Origin of the sequence: Paenibacillus xylanexedens (assembly GCF_017874615.1) — a bacterium.
Classification (GTDB): Bacteria; Bacillota; Bacilli; order Paenibacillales; family Paenibacillaceae; genus Paenibacillus; species Paenibacillus xylanexedens.
In genome coordinates this window covers 90636-111146 of the sequence record NZ_JAGIKV010000016.1, presented here as the reverse complement: position 1 = coordinate 111146, position 20511 = coordinate 90636, and the positions used below count along the sequence as shown (strand labels likewise).

The window sequence follows — 20511 nt, the reverse complement described above, 5'->3', positions numbered from 1 at the left end:
AAGAAACCATCGTATGAAAGGTATTATTAATTTTTCACTGAACAACAAGTTTGCGATTTGGATTCTGACGATTATCATCTCTTTCGCAGGTTTGTACAGCGGATTGACGATGAAACAAGAGACGATCCCGAACATCAACGTACCGTTTCTGAATGTCACTGCCATTGATCCGGGGGCTGCACCGGAGGGAATTGTTGAGGATGTCACGAAGCCGCTGGAAGTAAAACTACGCAATGTAGATGGCGTGAAGACGGTGACCTCCACTTCCATGGAGAACGCAGCATCGATCACACTCGAATTTGATTATGGAACAGATCTGACCAACGCAACTGCAACCGTTCGTGAGGCACTGAATGAAGTTCAACTGCCTGACAGTGTGCAGAAGCCGACCATTTCCAAGTTCAGCATTAACTCTTTCCCGGTTGTATCTCTGAGCCTGTCCGACAAGGACGGCGGTGACCTGGAACAATTGACACGACTGGTTGAATCGGATATTCAGCCTGCACTCGAAGACATTGACGGTGTAGCTCAGGTTCAGGTGTCCGGTCAATATGTGAAAGAAGTTCAATTGAAGTTTGACCAAGCCAAAATGGCCGAGCTGGGCCTAACGGAAGATACGGTAAACGGCATCGTTCAAGGTTCATCCATTCGTGTGCCCCTTGGACTGTTTGAACTGGATAAATCCCAGAAAGCCGTTGTCGTAGATGGAAACATCATCGACATCGATGATCTGAAAAACCTTGCCATTCCAGTTGTACCCGGCGGTGCCGGTGCTTCCGCAGGCAATGGTTCAAACGCAGCCCCTCAAGGCTCTGGAGCACCAACTGGTGAAGCTGGTCAAGCTACAGCTCCTGGCTCTGCACAAGGAACAGACCAGGCTGCAGGCCAAGCCGCTGGTGGTAATGCCAGTGTGGGTAGCCCTTCAGGTGCTGCCAACGCAGCTGGTATCCCTACAGTGAAATTAAGTGAAATTGCCAAGATCGAAGTCATCGGTCAAGCGGAATCTATTTCCCGGACAGACGGCAAGGAATCGATCGGTATTTCCATTGTAAAATCCAACGATGCCAACACGGTTGATGTCGTTAACGCAGTCAAAGATAAAGCGGAAGAGTTGCAATCGCAGTTCAAAAATGCTGATTTGACTGTCCTGCTTGACCAAGGTAAACCGATTCAGGACTCGGTGAACACGATGCTGGGCAAAGCCGTTTTTGGCGCCTTGTTTGCCATCCTGATCATCCTGCTCTTCCTGCGTAATATTCGTTCAACCATTATCTCCATTATCTCGATCCCGCTCTCCTTGCTCATGGCATTGACTGCTCTCAATATGATGGATATTACTTTGAACATGATGACGCTGGGTGCGATGACGGTTGCCATCGGACGGGTTGTCGATGACTCCATCGTTGTTATCGAGAACATCTACCGCAGATTAACACTCAAAGGTGAAAGATTGAAAGGCCGTGAACTAGTCCGCGAAGCAACTCGCGAGATGTTTGTGCCAATCCTTTCTTCCACGATCGTAACTATTGCGGTATTCCTGCCACTGGCATTGGTAAGCGGCATGGTCGGTGAGTTATTCACGCCATTTGCACTGACCATGGTATTCGCTTTGCTGGCATCCCTGATCGTTGCCATTACCATTGTGCCGATGCTTGCGCACACCCTGTTCCGTGGAGGGTTGAAGAACAAACAGAATCACGAAGAAAAACCAGGCAAAATGGCGGAAGGTTACAAACGCCTGCTGAACTGGACCCTTTCACACAAACTCATCACAGTCAGTATTGCAGTGATCTTGCTGGTCGGCAGTTTGTTCCTGTACCCGTTCATCGGTGCAAGCTTCTTGCCGGAACAACAAGATAAATATGTGACCATTACGTACAGTCCACAAACCGGAGCTTTGCGTGAAGATGTCGAAAAAGAAGCACTTGTTGCCGAGAAGTGGTTGCTGGAACAACCGGGTCTGGAAAAAATGCAATATTCCATCGGCGGCACGAACCCACTGAGCAGTATGGGTGGCGGTGGTTCCAACTCGGCTCTATTCTATATTGAATATAACGAAGATACGAAAGACTTTACTCAAGTGAAAGAACAGCTTGTAGAAGGTCTGAAGAAGGAAGTTACCGTAGGAACCTGGAATGAACTCGACATGTCCGGGGGTCTGGGTGGCAGTGGCTTGAGCCTCTCCATCTATGGCGATAATGTAGAGCAACTTAAACCTGTATCGGATGAAATTCTGAAACTGGTTGAAGCGGATAAGGATAATTTTGAAAAAGCAGATACCACACTTGCTGACACCTACGGGCAGTATACGCTCGTGGCGGATCAGGAGAAATTGAGTTCCCTGGGCCTGACTGCAGGTCAACTGGCTATGACGCTCAGCCCGGCACGGGAACGTCCTGTGCTCACGGAAGTCGATATTGATAACAAAACGTACAAAGTATATGTAGAGACAGACAACAAAACATTTAGCAGCATTAAAGAAATTGAGGATGAAACCGTCACTTCACCGCTTGGCATCGAAGTACCAATCAAAGATGTTGCCAAAGTAGAAGAAGGTACGTCCCCGAACTCCATCATGCAAATTGATGGTAAAGTTGTCGTGCAAGTCACAGCCAACATCTTGGCTTCCGATGTACAGAAAGCTTCGAGCAACCTACAGGCTGAGATCGACAAGCTGGATCTGCCTGATGGCGTTGAAGTGAAGTTCGGCGGTACAACCGAACAGATTAATGATACCTTTACTCAACTCGGTCTCGCCATGCTGGCGGCCATCGCCATTGTATACTTCGTGCTCGTTGTTACATTCGGCGGCGGATTGGCACCATTCGCAATCCTGTTCTCCCTGCCATTTACGGTCATTGGTATTATGGTAGGTCTGTTCATCGCTGGTGGTACGCTCGACGTCTCCGCCATGATGGGTGGACTGATGCTCATCGGGATCGTGGTCACCAACGCTATCGTGTTGATCGACCGTGTTATTCACAAGGAAAAAGAGGGTATGCCTACCCGTGAAGCCTTGCTGGAAGCCGGTGCAACTCGTCTGCGTCCAATCCTGATGACCGCTCTCGCAACTATCGGTGCCCTGTTGCCACTGGTTACGGGCCTCGAAGAAAGTGCGGGTATCATCTCCAAAGGACTCGGAATTACCGTAATCGGCGGTCTGATCAGCTCCACGCTGCTCACGCTGGTTATCGTACCGATTGTGTATGAGTTCCTGATGAAATTTAAAAAGAAAAGAATCGAAGATTAAGAAGTCGTTGATCGTGCTCATGTAACGGTTCGAGTACAACTTAAATGTAGACTATAATATTAGCTTCTCGCCCCTTAGCGCATATTGGAATGATTGAATTCCGATGTGATGTTAAGGGGCTTTTTTTTTATGTAATTCACACGAGACATAGACTGATATATAAATTCTTTATTTTAATCAAAATCACAAAAAGTACAGTTCCATTTGTCATTTGAAACAAATGAACGTTAGATTTCAGCCCATTGGCTGTAAATAGACTTATAATATGGATTAATTATGTAAGTTGACGGATTCCAGACTCCAGATAGATCACATGTGATTGGGGAAGGACGGTGGTTGTGTGGGGGAGACAACGCTTCATATTCAAGTCAGAGACATGTTAAAACGTCCCGTGTTTCGCAAGGCAGAAGTCCTGGCCAGTGAACGCGCACTGGAGCGATATGTTCGCTGGGTTCATATCATGGAGGTTCCAGAAGTAGGGGACTTGCTCAATGGCGGGGAATTAGTACTTACGACAGGCATTGGCTGGCAGGAAGGTGAGCAGCAAGGCCTGTCTTTTTTGCGTCAGTTAATTGCACGTGGGGCTGCCGGACTCTGTATGGAACTGGGGGATCACACCAAGTTACAGCTCGGGGCTATGAAAGAAATTGCAGTAGCAGCGGATTTTCCGTTGATCTGGTTCCACGAACAAGTCCGTTATATCGATATTACACAAGATCTACATTTCACCCTGATTCGCAGTCATCAGCGGATGATTGCCGAACTCGATCGTCTCACCACCTCATTTAACCAACTTCTTCTGAATGGAGATGGCGTACAACCTCTGCTTCGATTATTGTCACGAACAACCGGATGTGCCGTGGCGTTATATCCACTTGAAGGGGAAGCAAGTGCCGTTCCCTACTGCCCTCCAGAGCAGCTGGAGACTCGTCGGCAGGATTGGTTTTTGCAGCGGGAACATTTGGCGGGGGAGGATATTCCGAATTTAATGCAGCTGTCAGATAACACATTGGATGTGATCAGCATGCCTGTTCAGGCGTTAGACTACACCTTTGCCGACCTTGTGCTGATGCACCAAAAACTGACGGATCAAGATTCAAATATACCGATCAAACCCTCGGATGAATTCATCATTCAGGCACTGGAACGATGTGCGGCCGCGATTGCCCAGGACTGGATGCGAACCAAATACATGGAAGAAAAACGTCGCTACAAGGAAGATATGTGGGTCATTGACTGGCTTAACGGACATCACTCCACGAAGGAAATCCATGAATATGTATCCACCGTTAATCCCCTTCTCGCAACGAGCAAAGCTACCATAATCTTATTCGACAGCAACCCCGCGTACACAGACAGCCTCAAACTTCAGAAATTATTGATCCAACGCAACATCGTTGCCCGTTCCGTGTTCGCTCGGGAGAATTTCACCCTCTACAGCACCGTTCTGAATCACCAAATCATTCTTATCATTCTCGACCCACTACCTGGATCTCAGCGCAAAAGCAGTCTCTGGCGCTGCATCGAACAGCTGCAGCAGCACGAGCAGGAACAGACCCATTGCCTCTTCTCAGGCCTGATCGGGATCAGTCATAACTGCACAGACCTCTCCCGTCTCAAGGATAGTCTGGAATCCGCGAAGGAGACACTGCGAATTCAGAAGGACATCGGTGTGATGCAGCAGCCCTTTTACAGTAATCTTCATTGTTACCGCATCATCGCCAGTATGAAGCAGAGTGGCAATCTGGATGATTTCATCGAAGAATATCTGGGGCCACTCATTCGTTACGATGTAGAGAAAGGAGGTCAGCTGCTGCGGACCCTCAAGCAATATTTGGTCCTGTGCTGCTCCAAGCAAGAGACGGCCACCGCTCTATATATCGTCAGACAGACACTGTATCACCGTTTGGACAAAATCGAAGCCCTTTTGGGAGAAGACTATATCCTCCCCGAGAAAAGGGTCGCGATCGAACTTGCCATCTACGCTTATGAGTACGTACACGGCCCGATCGCATGAAGAGCTTCAGTATGGTCTACGCTCCCCGTTGCTCCTGAAGCTGGCGAATCAGGATGTGACTGAACCACTTCCGTCCAGACGCCGTGCCTACGTATTGCTCTTGTTTCTCTTCGGGAAGATCCGGGTGCCCCCATATGACGTGAGCACCCTCTAGATGTTCCCGTACCGCATAGATCCGATAACCCTGTGCAACCATTCGCTCTATGGCGATCCTCTCGGCCTCAAACACATCATGATCCGACATCAGCTTCTCCCTCCATTCACTGCCGTCACAGGATGTTTCATCGGTATGGGCGCGCCTGCATCATACTTGTTGCGCTTCACATATTGGCCTGCCCCTGCTGTTCCGACATACTGCCGGTCTCGAATGACATACTCCCCGCGGCACAGCACCGTCACCGGACATCCCTGTACCTGCATGCCTTCAAATGCACTATAATCCACGTTCATATGATGCGTATCTGCCGAGATCACTCTGTTTACAGATGGGTCAAAAATAACGATATCCGCATCTGTCCCTACAGCCAGAGTACCTTTCTGCGGAAATAATCCAAATAACTTGCTCGCTCTTGTCGAACATAGATCAACCCACTGATTAAGCGTGATCCTTCCTTTGACTACACCTTCCGAAAACAGAATGCTTACGCGATCTTCTATGACCGGCCCTCCGTTAGGAATTTTGCTGAAATCATCCTTGCCCAGGTCCTTCTGCCCTTTGAAATTAAACGAGCAATGATCGGAGCCAATCGTTTGCAGTTGACCACTTTTCAGTGCGTTCCACAGTACTTCCTGATGGGCTGATTCCCGCAGGGGTGGTGACCAGACATACTTTGCACCCTCGAAGTCCGGCTGATCCATGATCGATTGATCCAACGTCAAATACTGAGGACAGGTCTCCCCCCAGATCCGATAACCCATTTCACGCATGCGCGCAATCTGCTCCACAGCCTCCGCACAGGTCACGTGCACCACATACAACTGTGAATCTGCAAGTGCAGCCAAACGGGCCGCCCGCCCTGTCGCTTCACCCTCTAGCATGGATGGACGAGTCAGCGCATGGTGAATTGGCTCTGTGTGCCCTTCGGCGAGCGCCTGTCGAACCAGCAGGTCAATAACATCCCCGTTCTCGGCATGAACCATGACGAGTGCGCCGTACTCTTTGGCCTTTTGCAACGTCTGAAAGAGAATCCCGTCATCGGCCTGAAACTGGTTTTTATAAGCCATGAACACCTTGAAGGATGACACGCCCTCTTCTTCAATGATCTGCGGCAGTTCTTCCAGCACCTGATCATTCATCTCGCCAATCATGAGATGGAAACCGTAGTCGATGGCGGCTTTACCCTCGGCTTTGGCATGCCACTGCTGGAGAGATTCGATTAATGGCCGGCCTTTTTGTGTTAGACAGAAATCAATGATCGTCGTTGTACCCCCAAAGGCTGCCGCTGTTGTTCCTGTTGCAAAATCATCCGCCGTTACCGTTCCACCGAATGGCATATCCAGATGCGTATGCGGGTCGATCCCGCCCGGAATGACGTAACAGCCCGCTGCATCCACGACTTCCATTCGTTCGTCAGGGATGAGCCCAATGCCAATCTGTGTGATTTTATCCTTTTCAATCAATATATCTGCTTCAAAGGTATCCGACGCTGTGACCAACACACCATTACGAATCAATTTGCGAGTACTCATGATATCGCCTCCTTGGTTGATTGATCTCTAACCGATTGCAGCATCGCAATCGCAGACTGACGTTCATTCCAGGTTACAGGTTCCTGCTCAGGCACAAGCTCAACCATCTCAATCGCCCCATCCACCGGGCAAACAATCGAACACAGATTACAGCCAACACAGTCCTCTTCCACCACTTCCAGATAGGAGCCAGACGGGTCGGTCAACATATCAATACATTGATGCGAGGTGTCCTCACAAGCAATATGGCATTTGTTGCAATTGATGCAAACATCGCGGTTGATGCGGGCTACCACTTTGTAGTTCAGATCGAGATTGCCCCAATCCGAGTAACGCGGAACCGTCTGACCTACCAGTTCTGCTACACTACTCAGACCCTTTTCATCCAAATAATCATTCAGGCCATCAATCATGTCCTCCACAATGCGAAATCCATGATGCATCGCTGCGGTACATACCTGAACCCCTGTAGCGCCCATGAGCAAAAACTCTGCCGTATCCCGCCAATCAGATATGCCACCAATCCCTGAGATTGGAACACCTACCTCCGGATTACGGGCACACTCGGCAACCATGTTCAGTGCGATGGGCTTTACCGCTGGTCCACAGTATCCACCATGTGCTCCTTTTCCGCCCACATGCGGTACGGTATTCCACGAATCCAGATCCACACCTGCCAGGGAGTTAATCGTATTGATCAGAGAGATCGCATCTGCACCACCGCGGACAGCTGCCCGGGCAGTTGCCGTAATATCCGTGATATTCGGTGTAAGCTTCACAATTACCGGTGTGGTCGCCACTTCCTTCACCCACATCGTCTGGAGTTCAACTAGGTCCGGCTGCTGACCGGAGGCAGCTCCCATACCTCGTTCGGCCATGCCATGCGGGCAGCCAAAGTTCAGCTCCAGGCCATCGACGCCGACGGCCTCCACCTTTTTCACAATCTCATGCCACTTCTCTCGCGTAGGTTCCACCATCAGTGAAGCGACAACCGCGCGATCCGGGAATCGTTTCTTGGTCTCAGCAATCTCCCGCAGATTCACTTCCAGCGGCCGGTCGGATATCAATTCAATATTGTTAAACCCCGCTACACGCTGTCCGCCAAAATGGACCGCCGCGAAACGGGAGGATGTATTGATAATCGGCTCACCCAGCGTCTTCCACACCGCACCACCCCAGCCCGCTTCGAACGCACGCTGGACCTGATATCCCGTATTGGTCGGTGGGGCAGAAGCCAGCCAGAATGGATTGGGTGATCGAATACCTGCCAGATTAATGGATAAGTCAGCCATAACGATCCCTCCTTGGTGTTGTTTGAACTTACTATATAAGTTGAACTAAAGATTATTTACACTGACACTACGATGACAGAATAACCTTCCAATCGCTGTTATCCCCAGATTTTTTTGATTCCCTTTTCCGAAAGGGAAAATCCGGGGATAAAGGCGAACGCTTTGCTTTTTCAGGTTTTTTCTGTCCTCTCCGTTATCGTGTAAATGATTAGTTCAACTTATATAGTTACACTGGAATATTTGGTCGTGCTCAGGACCTCTGCGTAGTAATGGTGTTTCTGGATAGTACGCACCTAAATTCTAACGAACCGCACGCCTCTTATTCGGGACCTATGGGGCAATTTCAGGACCTAACGAATCTTAGAAAGCTTATTTGGCTGTAATCGCTCATTTCGGCTTCATTTCAACAGGTATTCGTCAAAATAAGACGTGTGAGATTCGTTAGATTTTTCAATCCTCCATAATTGCCACAATAAGGTGTGTAGGGTTCGTTAGCGTGTCAGGTACACGAGAATTTGATGTACCCACACTTCTTGCTCAGATCTGATCTACACCTATATCACTCTAGCAGTCCCTTGCGCCCTCCCACCCTCGCCTCTCCTTGTACTCTCTCCTTACACCCTTTCATTGCACGGTTTCCGTGTACTCTCCACTTTCCCTTGTCTCCCTAGCTGCTCACGCCGTCTCTTCCACCTGTCCAGGTAATGCCTTCATGACTGCGGCAGCAGCCAGCTTACCCTGCTGTGCAGCCGAGACAACCATCGCCTCACCCTGGCCCTGACCAAAAATGACATCTCCTGCCGCATAGATCTGAGGGTGTGAGGTACGGTACGTATGCGGCTCGATCTCAACGACGCCCCATTGGTGACGCAGCCCAAACGCTTCGATTAATGGTAATAAACGATGCTGTCCAATCGCCCGGATGACCGTATCACATTCAATCATGAACTCCGATCCTTCCACAGGTACGGGCAAGGCACGCCCACCACCAGGCGGGGTAATTAACTCCATTTTCATACATTCCACAGCTTGAACCCGACCGTTCTCGTCTCCAATGATTCGCTGCGGCATCGTAAACCAGCGGAACTCCACACCCTCCTGCTTGGCAAAAGTATATTCAAACGCATACGCCGTCATCTGGCTTTCCCCGCGCCGATATAACATCTGCACCCGCTCGGCACCAAGGCGTACCGAACAGGTTGCTGCATCTACCGCCGTATTGCCCGCGCCAATAACGGTGACCTTCAGACCATTCAATGCAGGCGGAACACCCTGCTTCGTAGACTCCACCAGTTCAATCGCATCATAGACACCTTCCAGTCTCTCCCCTTCAATGCCCAGCATAGGTACTGAACCCATGCCACAGGCCAGAATGACCGCTTCATGTTGCTCCAGCAACTGCGTAGCAGGGATATCCACACCGATGCGCACCCCATAACGGATCTGTACACCAAGCGCTTCTACCTGCTCCACTTCCCATAGCGCAACCGATTCGGGCAGGCGGAAGGATACGATGCCGTATGTGTTCAGCCCGCCACCTTTGGGTTTGGCTTCGTAGATCGTCACCTCATATCCTGCGCGCCCCAGTTCACGTGCTGCCGACAGTCCTGCTGGCCCCGCTCCCACAACAGCAACGGTTCTCCCATTGGCAGGTGCTGCCTGGAATAACGGCTCATTCTTCGCCCGCGCCCAGTCGGTGGCGTAACGCTGCAAGTCACCAATCCGAATCGGCTTCGACGATTCGTTTAGTACACATGCGCCTTCACACAGTTCCTCTGTGGGACAGACACGTGCGCAGCTGGCTCCAACCGGATTCGCATCCATGATGGTGCGGGCCGAACCTTTCAGGTGCCCTGTTGATATTTTGCTAATAAAAGAAGGGATATTAATGTCGGTTGGACAGGCTTTGATACAAGGTGCATCGTAACAGTACAGACAGCGGTTTGACTCCTCCATCGCTTCCTTGCCTGTCATGGCGGGTTTCATCTCGGCAAAACGACTCTCCCACCCATAATCGGATAACGTTGTTCCTGAGCTGTTCATCAATGTCGTGCACCTCCTGGAGAATGATCTACGCTATCTAAAACAATCTTACGTGCATTACACGTGTCACCCCGCTGACAGAATCACTTACCGATCACTCGTTGCTGCTTCCTACAGACTAACCAGATCTTCGTACGTTTCTGGCCTGCGATCTCGGTAGAACTGCCACACATTCCGCACCTCACGAATCATCTCCGTATCCATCTCGCCAATAACGACCTCATCCTGATCCCGGCTGCCGATCGCTACCATTCTGCCTCGCGGGTCGACCAGGTACGACTGTCCATAAAATTCACCCATATTCCATGGCGCTTCCACGCCAACCCGGTTGATGGCCGCTACATAATAGCTGTTAGCTACCGCATGAGCGGGCTGTTCCAGTTTCCACAGATATTCCGATGTACCCGCAACCGTAGCGGACGGATTGAACACTATTTCAGCCCCCGCCAACCCGAGCAATCGTGCCCCTTCCGGAAAATGACGATCATAACAGATGTACACGCCGACTCTGGCGTAGGCTGTATCAAAAACCGGAAACCCAAGGTTACCTGGTTTGAAATAATACTTTTCCCAGAAACCATTCGTGCCCTCACCTGCTTCCACATGCGGGATATGATGTTTGCGGTATTTGCCCAGATACGTACCATCCGCATCTATAACGGCTGCCGTATTGTAATACGAAGCAATGCCCTCCACCTCGTATATAGGTAAAATAATCACCACCGCAAGCTCCTTTGCCAGCTCCTGAAAACGTCTGGTCGTCGGTCCTTCCGGCACCGGTTCAGCGGATGCATACCATTTGGGATTCTGCTCTGTGCAAAAGTACGGCCCATAGAATACTTCCTGCAACCCGATGATCTTAGCGCCTCTTGCAGCCGCTTCACGGACCAGCGCAATGTGTTTCTGAACCGCAGCCTCCTTATGTACCTCAACGGGAGCCGAACCTTCAATCTCATGGGAAGCCTGGATTAATCCGATGCTGATTTTGCTCATAACGTCACAACGCCTCCTCAGGTAAAATGATTGGTTGGTTCATTCCACTACACATCCTCCGAATGGTGCGATATAACACTTCCGTGCCGAGTCCAATATCCTCCGGGGAGGAATATTCGCTGGGATGATGACTGATGCCGTCCTTGCTGCGGACAAAAATCATGCCATAATCACACACAAGCGAAAGGGCCAACGCATCATGGAACGGACCACTCATCAGTTCTGGCAAAGTAAGCCCGATCTCTTCCGCGGATGAACGAATCACCGACTTGATTGGCTCTGCACAATACCGCGGCTCACTATTCGTATCCTCTGTCAGCGAGTAGGTTAGACCATATCGGAAACTCAAGTCATCCAAAATGTTCATCAATCGGGCTTCAAGCCGGTTCCTGCGCTCTATCTCCATGTCTCGTAAATCAACCGTGAAGCTGACTTCCTCCGGAATGATGTTCCGTGAGTCTGGAAACACCCTCAAACTTCCCACCGTACCTACGGTTGGGGCTTCCGGGTCTTCTCTCACCATATCGTCAAAAGCCGCAATGACTTTGGCGCTGCCTACCAGAGCATCATGCCGCATTCCCATCGGAACGGAGCCGGCATGACCCGCCATGCCTTTCATCGTCACCGTAAGCCACAACGGACCCGAGATGCCCGTCACCAGACCTACTGGTGCATTCAACGCTTCCAGCACCGGCCCCTGCTCAATGTGCAACTCCAGATAACTGTCTATGGAACCTGGCGGATAGATCGCCTCTTCAAAATCCGAAGGAGAACAGCCAAAGGCTTCCAGCGCCTCCCGACGGGTCACTCCGTTTTTATCCTGCCGCTCCAGTTCGCCTTCTTCCAACTGACCGGTTATACCACGTGAGCCGAACAGGCCTTTGTTAAAACGGGAACCTTCTTCATCGCAAAAGGCAATTACCTCAATTGGCATATGGGGCTGAATGCCATTTTCGATCAGGCATTGCACTGCTTCGAGCGCGCCTAGCACACCAATCGCTCCATCATATCGACCGCCATAAGGCTGAGAGTCGATGTGGGAACCAATCATGAGGATTGGCAGCGCCTGATCCGCACCTTCCAGACGACCAATCAGATTACCGAAGGGATCAAGTCGTGTCGTCAGACCGGCATTTTCCATCCAGAGACGAACCTGTATGATGCCATCCATATCTTCCGGGGTTAGGGCAAGTCGGCAGACACCCGTCTCCGAGATTCGGCCAATCTGTGACAACTGCTCAATTCGCTCATTCAGCCGAAGCTGATTAATGACTTTGCCTGTTGTGGTCTGCATCCTCCCTCGCCTCCTTGCGCTTATTTTCACGTAATGATATGAAAATTTTCATTTTGCTTGCTAAACCGTAAACGTCTGTCGTACCTGTGTATGGCAACTAACCTGCGTCCAGACTACGTAGCGCAACGAGCAAACTTCCGGCGATCAGATCCAACTCATCCTCGGTGGTGACAAACGGCGGAGAGATCGTCAAAATGTTTGCAAACCCCGGCACGGTATCGCCGTTCTTGCCAATCAAGATGCCATCCCTTTTACAACTGGCGAGTACCTTCATTACTTTATCCGCCTCCGCAGGAGATCCGTCTGCTTCAATCAACTCAATGCCACAGGCGAATCCGAATGAACGGATATCCCCCACAATAGACAGCTCCAGCAGTGGCTCCAGCTTCTCACGAAGCAGGTATCCCAGTTCTTCCGCCCGGCTGACCAGATTTTCTCGTTCCAGAATCTCCAGATTCGCAAGTGCCACCCGGCAGGACACCGGATTTCCACCAAAGGTATTCACATGGCGAAAATGGGCATCCGGTCCAGGTTCCCGGAACGTGTCATACAGATCGGCTCGCACGGCCGTTGCTGATAGCGGTGAATACGCACTGGTCATGCCCTTTGCCATCGTCACAATATCTGGCTGTACGCCATAGTTCTGATGACCAAACTTCTGCCCAGAGCGGCCAAAACCACAGATTACCTCATCTACAATGAGCAGCACGCCATAGCGCTGACAGATCTCTTGTACGGTACGCATATAATCCGGCGGGGGCACAATCATGCCGCCTCCTGTGATCACCGGCTCCATAATCACTGCGGCAACCGTCTCAGGACCTTCCCAACGAATCACCTCTTCATAGATAGTTGCACATTCGAGTCCGCATCCATCCTTGTTTCGTCCAAACGGACAGCGGTAACAATACGGTGGCGGAACATGAGAGAAACCTACGCCGAGCGGCTCGTATTTAATCTTGCGGGCGGCTTGCCCGGTGGCGCCCAGCGCTCCCATGGAGTTACCGTGATAGGCACGGTGACGGGAGATGAATTTGTGCCGAGTAGGCTCACCATTCTGATGGTGGTACTGCCGGGCTATTTTGAAAGCCACCTCATTCGCATCTGAACCCGAGTTGGAGAAGAATATTCGATACTCCCCCTCAAGCCATTCATTCAGCTTCTCCGCCAGCAAAATCGCCGGTTCGTGACTCTGCGTCATCGGTACATAAGCGAGTGCTTTCATCTGTTCGTAGGCACTTCTCGCAATCTCCTCACGGCCATGCCCCACATTCACACACCACAGTCCCGACATCGCATCCAGATAACGCGTACCATCCTGATCGGTGATCCAACTGCCCTCTCCACTTACCGCAATCATTGGATGATCGTTATGAGGCGAGATGTGATGCCATACGTATTTGCGATCCTTCTCCAGCCATTCTTCCTTCGTACCGCCTAGCGGCTGAGGTTGCTGATCCACAGAACTCATTCGTCATCCTCCTCCACACGCTTATTTCAACGCTTCTTCATAGATACTTTTCTCGAGCGCTTCATCCAGGTTTGCGGCTTTTTTGATCAAGCCATAGTTCAGTGCAATATCTGCAGTTCGGGTAAACGACTCATCTACAAAGCTACCGACTTGCTGCTCCGTAAACCCTTCCGGGCGAATCAGCTTCGCAATCTCTTCCAGCATCGTTACCTGATGCTCACGAGTGGTACTGCCATCCGTCACATTACTCATCACGATATCCACCGTCTCATCCTGTTGATCGATGGCGTAATTCCAGCCTTTCAAAATGGCACGGGTCACTTTGACCGCAAGCTCACGGTTGCTGTCTACCCAATCCTTCTTGGCAATCAGCGTATCCTCCAGCATGCCAACACCGGCATCTTCAATGTTGAACACATCCAGATCGGATTCTTTCGTTCCACTTTCCAGTACAACGTGATATTCGTTATAGATTGTTGCCGTAGCCACATCCACCTGATCATTGAAAAACTGATCCATCGTGAACCCCTGCTTCACCAGTTCAATGTCTTTCTTCGGATCCAGGCCATTCTTCTCCATGAAAGCGAGCACCTGAAACTGCTGACTGCCGAACCAGGTACTGACCTTTTTACCTTTCATCTGAGCGGGATCGGTAATACCTAGAGACTTCTTGGCAATCAAGCGGTAACTGCTCTTCTGTGAGATCTGGGCAAGCGAGACAAGCGGCAGACCGTTATCCCGGCTGACCAGCAAACTGTCTACACCCGTGATCCCCACATCGGCCGCACCATTGACTACCTGCTGCTCAATCACGATATCCGGCCCACCTGGAATAATCTCGGCATCAATGCCTTCATCTGCAAAAAAACCTTTTTCCTTCGCTGCGTAGATCCCAGCAAATTGTGCCTGCGGCACCCATTTCAGCTGAATTTTCACTTTGGTTAACGGTTGATCCGCCTCTCCTGACCCTCCACTCGCAGCAACAGGCTCAGCCGCCGGCTCGGACTTCGTAGAACATGCGCTCAGCATCGTAACAACCAACAGGACCAACACCAGCAAACCCGGCTTCAACATTTTGTACATGTACAGAACAACCCCCTGTTTATATACGATTTATCAAGCATCAGTCCGTGTTCAAAAAGTCTGCTTTTCAGTACCGTGGACTTTTTGAACAACCTCAATCACGTATTACGATCTATGGATGGTTGGTACCCTGATGTATGTTAGTGATCTGTGCGTGCACGATTCCACGGAATGAGTCGCTTTTCTGCCAGGACAACCGCTTCATACAACACAATGCCGAGCGCGGCAGCGATGACAATGCAGGACCAGGCCAAGGGCATGTTCGCCAGTCGAATCTGATCCGAGAGCAAGTACCCCAGCCCTTGGGAGGCGATGAAAAATTCACCCACAATGGCCCCGATAATACTGGTCGACATGTTGATCTTCAGACCGGCAAAGAGGGAAGGCAGGGCATGAGGCAGTCTCAGCTTCCAAAAAAACTGCATCCTGCTCGCAGCAAGGCCACTCAGCAGATCACTGTACTGCGGCTGAATGGAAGTCAGCCCTTTGAACAGGCTGACAGCCATCGCTGCCATTGTAATCACCGTGACAACAGCAATACGGGACCAGATCCCATCACCGAACCAATTGTTCATAATTGGGGCAAGAGCCACGATCGGAACCGCATTAAGTGCAGACAGAACCGTAACCGCAGCCCTGCCACTTGTTGGAAAGAATGATGCACCTGCCGCTGCCAGAGCACCCAACAATGAACCGAGCAAAAAACCTCCCAGCATTTCGGTTCCGCTGTACATCGCATATCGAAAGAGCATGTTGGCATTTTCCTGAATGGATGCCGCGATCGCGGAAGGTACAGGCAGTTGGTAGCTTTCCAGCGAGAATATCCAATGAAACAACCTGAGTTGCCAGAGGGCGAGAAACACCACACCCGCCCCCCAAGGAAGCATGCTCAGTGCAATCGAGCGCCCGCGAACGCCGGTGTCCGGTATAGCCTTTCCGGCTTGTCCCCGTTGTCCATGAATTTCCGATCCGGGAGCAGCTGCCGTCTGTGAACCATTGAGGGGCGTAGCCGCGCCAGTTACAGCAGCAATCGACACACCTTCATCACTTTTCCGGCTCAACACACTACCTTCACTCATGTGGCCTGACCTCCTTTGGCCCTAAATTCAGGCTGCCAAGGGGTTAGCCAACGTTCAGCCAGACTGATGGCCAGATACGAGATCAGGCCAATGCCAATGCTAAGCATGATGGTGGCCCAGAACATGCCAACTTGGGCATGGCCGTAATATAACGAACTGACCATCAGGACGCCGAGTCCGTCGGGAGCGCCCATCAATTCCACAACGATGGAGGAGGTCACCGCCAGCGGAGCGGCTATTTTCATACCAGAAAATAGTCCCGGCAGTGCTGAGGGCAGCAGGCATTTGATATATCGTGCAGTCAGTGAAGCTCCATAGGAACGCATCAGTTCCAGATGCTCTGGTGCTGCACTTTTCAATCCTTTTAACGTATGGATGATGATCGGGAAGAAAGTGACATACGCAGCCATAACAATCCGCGCCCACTCCGCATTGTGGATGATGCCGTACACAATTGGTGCGAGACCAATAATCGGAACCATCTGTGAGGAGACTACATATGGCGATAACGTGCGCTCCAGCCAGACAGCCGCGCTCATGAGCAGCGCCAAACCCAGACCCAGCAGCGTTCCCCCTGCAAAACCAATGGCGGCATTGCCAAACGTGACAGCCCCCTGCTCTGCCAGCGTTCCCGAATACCGAAACAAGGCTACAAGGACATCGTGCAGATAAGGAAGGCGAGACGCCGCCTGCTGGGGTGACAAGAACAGTTGGAGTATCCAGGCGATTCCTTCCCACAGCACCAATACGGCCATGATCCAGATGACGACCCAGGATCGATATCCCGGTTTAAAGAACCGCAGAGACATGAGATTCATCACGCTCCTCGTAGAAGCAGTTGCGAATGGTCGTGATCATGTGGTAGAAGGCTTCCGTTTCTCTCAGTTCACTATGACGTTCGGAAGGCAGATTGACGGAATGAATGGAATGTACTTGCCCCGGATGTGCCGAGAGTACGATAATCCGGTCGGACAGAAATACGGCTTCGGGGATGCTGTGTGTGACAAAGAGGAAGGTCTTGCCTGTTGAGCGCTTGATCTCAAGCAGCTCCAATTGAAGTTTTTCTTTGGTGAATTCGTCCAAGGCGGAAAAGGGTTCATCCATGAGCAGCAATGGCGGATCAAGCGCAAGGGCACGTGCAATGGATACACGTTGCTGCATCCCTCCACTGAGCTGCCATGGATAATGGTCTGCGAAGCGGGTTAGCCCTACCATTTCTAGCAGCTCACCACTAATGCGGCGGCATTCCTTCCGGCGGGTACCGAGTAGCTCCAAGGGCAATTCCACATTGTGACGAACGGTGCGCCAATCGAACAAGGCGGGTGTCTGGAAAACAATGCCGAACTGTCGCTGTAGTCGAGCCCGCTCAGGCTCCTGACCTGCAATGCGTACGGTGCCTGAGGTAGGTTGAAGTAGATCACCCACCAGCCGGAGCAAGGTCGACTTGCCACAGCCGGAAGGGCCCAGCAGGGAGACAAACTCATTGGACTGGATCTGGAATGTAACATCGGACAAGGCAGTCACTTGTTGTGTACCTGTACCCAAAACAACGGACACATGATCTACATCAATATGGCAGGCTTCGGGGACTGTGGCTGAGGATATGGAGGACATGGGCATTCTCCTTTGTGGGAAGTTGTTTTCATTGCACACCAAGGCTGAATGGGAGGTTTATATACACGAACGTAACAGGTTTTGCTTGTTAGATAATACTATATCGCTTTGGGCGGGGATTACATTATACAGTGTGTTTTGAGTATGGGCCTGTTCATGTTACACAATGTAATATGAAATGGATTCTCAGATACATACATGTGAGTTTTCTTCGTAGATAGCTAACATTCATTTCACCTAACAACAAGCCCACGATCATTTGTATTTATTGATTAAATATTCGGAAAATATGACACATCCCCTCGTATTCTTGCTCATTTTCTTGTATAAAGATTGAATAGACAGGTTGGATTCCTCTGTCATATATTACTTAGAAAATCACATATATAGGTCTATCCAAAGATCAGTAGAACGAAGCTTTCAAATCCAGAAATCGGGGTGGTCATGATGTTTGATTGGCTGGGATGGAGAAAAGGATTGCCGCTGTGGCGATCGTATCGGTTGAACGCACATATAAAGGAAGATGTGGAACAGATTTTTGAGGGGATTGCCGAAACGAGACGGCAGCTTATGATGGACTGGGCAGATGAACAATGGAATCACCTGGATCGTTTGCTTCAACAGATACAGTCGGTCCAATTACAGGATGTATTACAAGGTTCAGAGCAACGAAGCAAACTAGATGCATGGTTTCAATCCAGTTATATTCGAGCCGTAGACAGTACGGAGCTATTCATGCTGAACGAACAGAATCAGGTGGTATTCTCTACATATAAGAAACATATTGGACAGATCTATGAAGATTACGAAGCTTTAATTGGACCAGGATTGAAATACTCCAGAGCAGATCGTCATGGCAAAAAATGCTTGTATGGTCCATATTCTGATCCACTGACGTTGGATATTGGTCCACGCTCGTCCGCTTTTCACGATGATGTCACCTTGCTTTTTATCTCCCCAATCCTGCAGGAAGGTCGATATGTCGGTTCATTATGCAGCCGTGTTCCCGGGGATGTACTCGGTGACCTGATCCAACGAGAATCAGGTCATATCTATCCCGACTCCGGTGACAATTACCTCTTTATGGCTGAGTCGATATTACGGCCCCATCTGCAGCCCGGCACCGCCTTATCCCGAAGCCGCTTCGAAGACCGTACCTTTACGCATGGGGAAAACCTCAAAGATGGCGTCACCACCGAATGGGGTATCGTTTCCGTTAAGGAGCATACTGAGCTGGAACTCATGTTCACTGATCCGTCGACCGGAGAACTACACCCCGGAGTAGCAAACACCATTCAGAATGGTTCCAATCTGTTCGTAGCTTTTCCCGGCTACTCGGATTACCGCCATATTTCTGTGATCGGCAAAGGCATCACCTTCCAGCTGCCACACTGTCCTGATCGCTGGGGCATGATGTGTGAAGGGGATCTGGAGGAAGTGTATCGGATACGAAGCATCGGCTGGCGCCAGTTCAAGCAACACAGTCTCTTCACGCTTTTGTCAGGGGCTGCAGGAGCAGCTCTTGTCTATGCCTTCACTGGTAGTGGTTGGAGCGCGGCAGCAATGGGCGCTTTTAATGTGTTATTTGGATTCTTCACTGCATTACAGCTCCATCGTAGCCAATATCAACGAGTCCATGAAGACTTGCGTCGCATCAGCCGATTTATTCGAATTAACGCCGAAGGCAGGGGTGATCTGACCCAGCGCCTGGACACGTCTGCTTTTGCCCAAGACGAGTCGGGTGAACTGGCGAAGTGGATCAACAACATGATTGATTCTCTGGAAGGCATTATGCTAAAGGTACAACTTGCCACGGTAGACGTTATGGACAACCAGTATCAGATGCGAACCTCAACAGAGACAACCCAAGGTACGACTGAGCGTGTGAACTACAAGCTTGGTTCGATGATTCAGGCCATTCGCACCCAACTGGAGGATCTCGATCAGGCCAAGGTTGCTGCTGATCACATGCGCATAACATTGCAACAACTGGAGACCTCTGCCTCCGAACAGATCGGCGTGGCTCAGCAGGAAGTGGAACGAATCGGCGACAAAATGACCCAAATCTCAGGAGCGGTATCCGATACCAACCGTACCATCCTGTCCTTCATGGATACGATGAAAGAGATTTACCGTGCACTGGCTGTCATTGATGAAATTTCAGCTCAGACCAACCTGCTCGCTCTGAATGCCACCATTGAAGCTGCACGCGTGGGCGAACATGGCCAAGGCTTCTCGGTCGTGGCAGGGGAAATCCGTAAGCTGGCTGAGCTATCCCGCTCTTCCACTGAAAATATTCATCAGATTCTGGACCGAATCTCAACGGCAGCAGGAGCGGCATCTCAATTAATCACAGAGGGAGATCAGGTACTGGCTGAAGGAACAACACTGGTTCAGGCCGCTTCGCAACTTCTGCAAAATGCTACCGCTGAAGAACCTGAGCGCACTCAAGTCGTGGATCAAGTGGTCATGCTGATGGAGAATATTGCTGCGATCAGCCATCAAAATCGGGCAACTTCTGCTGAGGTAGAAGCAGAGATGATAGAGCTGATCCGTGATATGTTGCAGGTTCAGCATTCTTCGCATAATGTGGAAGCCATTACAGTTTTCCTGCAACAACTCGTGGGACAATTCCATCTGAATCACCCCGCCAAAAATGCTGTCATCTGACGTCATCGTTGACGCG

At 50.5% G+C, this 20511-nt stretch carries 14 protein-coding genes; 3 read left to right on the top strand and 11 right to left on the bottom strand.

Annotated elements, in window-relative coordinates; translation table 11 throughout:
• Positions 1–13 precede the first annotated feature (13 nt).
• Both J2Z28_RS20160 and J2Z28_RS20155 read left to right on the top strand, forming a co-directional pair.
• Positions 14–3250 (top strand): efflux RND transporter permease subunit, encoded by a 3237-nt coding sequence (locus J2Z28_RS20160; protein ID WP_211084008.1) that lies wholly within the window; start codon positions 14–16, stop codon positions 3248–3250.
• A 340-nt stretch (positions 3251–3590) separates the two neighbouring features.
• Positions 3591–5267, top strand: a complete 1677-nt coding sequence (locus J2Z28_RS20155) for a PucR family transcriptional regulator (protein WP_342357529.1) — start codon at positions 3591–3593, stop codon at positions 5265–5267.
• Positions 5268–5283: 16 nt separating this feature from the next.
• Here the strand turns inward: J2Z28_RS20155 and J2Z28_RS20150 are convergent, their stop codons facing one another.
• From J2Z28_RS20150 to J2Z28_RS20100, 11 genes are all read right to left on the bottom strand, one after another.
• Positions 5284–5511, bottom strand: a complete 228-nt coding sequence (locus J2Z28_RS20150; protein ID WP_062836929.1) for a hypothetical protein — start codon at positions 5509–5511, stop codon at positions 5284–5286.
• Positions 5511–6956, bottom strand: a complete 1446-nt coding sequence (gene hydA, locus J2Z28_RS20145; protein ID WP_211084006.1) for a dihydropyrimidinase — start codon at positions 6954–6956, stop codon at positions 5511–5513. The genes J2Z28_RS20150 and hydA overlap by 1 nt, the downstream gene beginning before the upstream one ends.
• A complete protein-coding gene (preA, locus tag J2Z28_RS20140) occupies positions 6953–8248 on the bottom strand; it encodes an NAD-dependent dihydropyrimidine dehydrogenase subunit PreA (RefSeq protein ID WP_062836927.1) in 1296 nt (431 codons plus the stop codon). The genes hydA and preA overlap by 4 nt, the downstream gene beginning before the upstream one ends.
• Positions 8249–8923: 675 nt before the next feature.
• Entirely contained in the window at positions 8924–10291 is a 1368-nt protein-coding gene (locus J2Z28_RS20135; RefSeq protein ID WP_244988431.1) for an NAD(P)-dependent oxidoreductase, read from the bottom strand.
• Positions 10292–10402: 111 nt separating this feature from the next.
• Entirely contained in the window at positions 10403–11284 is an 882-nt protein-coding gene (locus tag J2Z28_RS20130) for a nitrilase-related carbon-nitrogen hydrolase (protein ID WP_211084004.1), read from the bottom strand.
• A 4-nt stretch (positions 11285–11288) separates the two neighbouring features.
• Positions 11289–12578 (bottom strand): M20 family metallo-hydrolase, encoded by a 1290-nt coding sequence (locus J2Z28_RS20125; RefSeq protein ID WP_211084002.1) that lies wholly within the window; start codon positions 12576–12578, stop codon positions 11289–11291.
• A gap of 97 nt (positions 12579–12675) precedes the next feature.
• Complete coding sequence (locus J2Z28_RS20120) at positions 12676–14049, bottom strand: aspartate aminotransferase family protein (RefSeq protein WP_211084000.1); 1374 nt, start codon at positions 14047–14049, stop codon at positions 12676–12678.
• A gap of 21 nt (positions 14050–14070) precedes the next feature.
• A complete protein-coding gene (locus J2Z28_RS20115; protein ID WP_244988425.1) occupies positions 14071–15132 on the bottom strand; it encodes an ABC transporter substrate-binding protein in 1062 nt (353 codons plus the stop codon).
• 140 nt (positions 15133–15272) lie between these two features.
• A complete protein-coding gene (locus tag J2Z28_RS20110) occupies positions 15273–16211 on the bottom strand; it encodes an ABC transporter permease (protein WP_244988424.1) in 939 nt (312 codons plus the stop codon).
• Complete coding sequence (locus J2Z28_RS20105) at positions 16208–17020, bottom strand: ABC transporter permease (protein WP_211083998.1); 813 nt, start codon at positions 17018–17020, stop codon at positions 16208–16210. Before J2Z28_RS20105 ends, J2Z28_RS20110 begins: the two co-directional genes overlap by 4 nt.
• Positions 17001–17825, bottom strand: a complete 825-nt coding sequence (locus J2Z28_RS20100; protein WP_211083996.1) for an ABC transporter ATP-binding protein — start codon at positions 17823–17825, stop codon at positions 17001–17003. Before J2Z28_RS20100 ends, J2Z28_RS20105 begins: the two co-directional genes overlap by 20 nt.
• Before the next feature lie 444 nt (positions 17826–18269).
• On the opposite strand from J2Z28_RS20100, the gene J2Z28_RS20095 reads away from it, so the two are divergent.
• Positions 18270–20495 (top strand): methyl-accepting chemotaxis protein, encoded by a 2226-nt coding sequence (locus tag J2Z28_RS20095; protein ID WP_342357528.1) that lies wholly within the window; start codon positions 18270–18272, stop codon positions 20493–20495.
• Positions 20496–20511: the final 16 nt, after the last annotated feature.

Bases quoted from the DNA above. Each gene is read 5' to 3' on its own strand.
- J2Z28_RS20115 (WP_244988425.1), bottom strand. From the start codon at position 15,132: ATGTACAAAATGTTGAAGCCGGGTTTGCTGGTGTTGGTCCTGTTGGTT.
- J2Z28_RS20130 (WP_211084004.1), bottom strand. From the start codon at position 11,284: ATGAGCAAAATCAGCATCGGATTAATCCAGGCTTCCCATGAGATTGAA.
- hydA (WP_211084006.1), bottom strand. From the start codon at position 6,956: ATGAGTACTCGCAAATTGATTCGTAATGGTGTGTTGGTCACAGCGTCG.
- J2Z28_RS20100 (WP_211083996.1), bottom strand. From the start codon at position 17,825: ATGTCCTCCATATCCTCAGCCACAGTCCCCGAAGCCTGCCATATTGAT.
- J2Z28_RS20105 (WP_211083998.1), bottom strand. From the start codon at position 17,020: ATGTCTCTGCGGTTCTTTAAACCGGGATATCGATCCTGGGTCGTCATC.
- J2Z28_RS20095 (WP_342357528.1), top strand. From the start codon at position 18,270: ATGATGTTTGATTGGCTGGGATGGAGAAAAGGATTGCCGCTGTGGCGA.
- J2Z28_RS20135 (WP_244988431.1), bottom strand. From the start codon at position 10,291: ATGAACAGCTCAGGAACAACGTTATCCGATTATGGGTGGGAGAGTCGT.
- J2Z28_RS20150 (WP_062836929.1), bottom strand. From the start codon at position 5,511: ATGTCGGATCATGATGTGTTTGAGGCCGAGAGGATCGCCATAGAGCGA.
- J2Z28_RS20160 (WP_211084008.1), top strand. From the start codon at position 14: ATGAAAGGTATTATTAATTTTTCACTGAACAACAAGTTTGCGATTTGG.
- J2Z28_RS20125 (WP_211084002.1), bottom strand. From the start codon at position 12,578: ATGCAGACCACAACAGGCAAAGTCATTAATCAGCTTCGGCTGAATGAG.
- J2Z28_RS20120 (WP_211084000.1), bottom strand. From the start codon at position 14,049: ATGAGTTCTGTGGATCAGCAACCTCAGCCGCTAGGCGGTACGAAGGAA.
- preA (WP_062836927.1), bottom strand. From the start codon at position 8,248: ATGGCTGACTTATCCATTAATCTGGCAGGTATTCGATCACCCAATCCA.
- J2Z28_RS20110 (WP_244988424.1), bottom strand. From the start codon at position 16,211: ATGAGTGAAGGTAGTGTGTTGAGCCGGAAAAGTGATGAAGGTGTGTCG.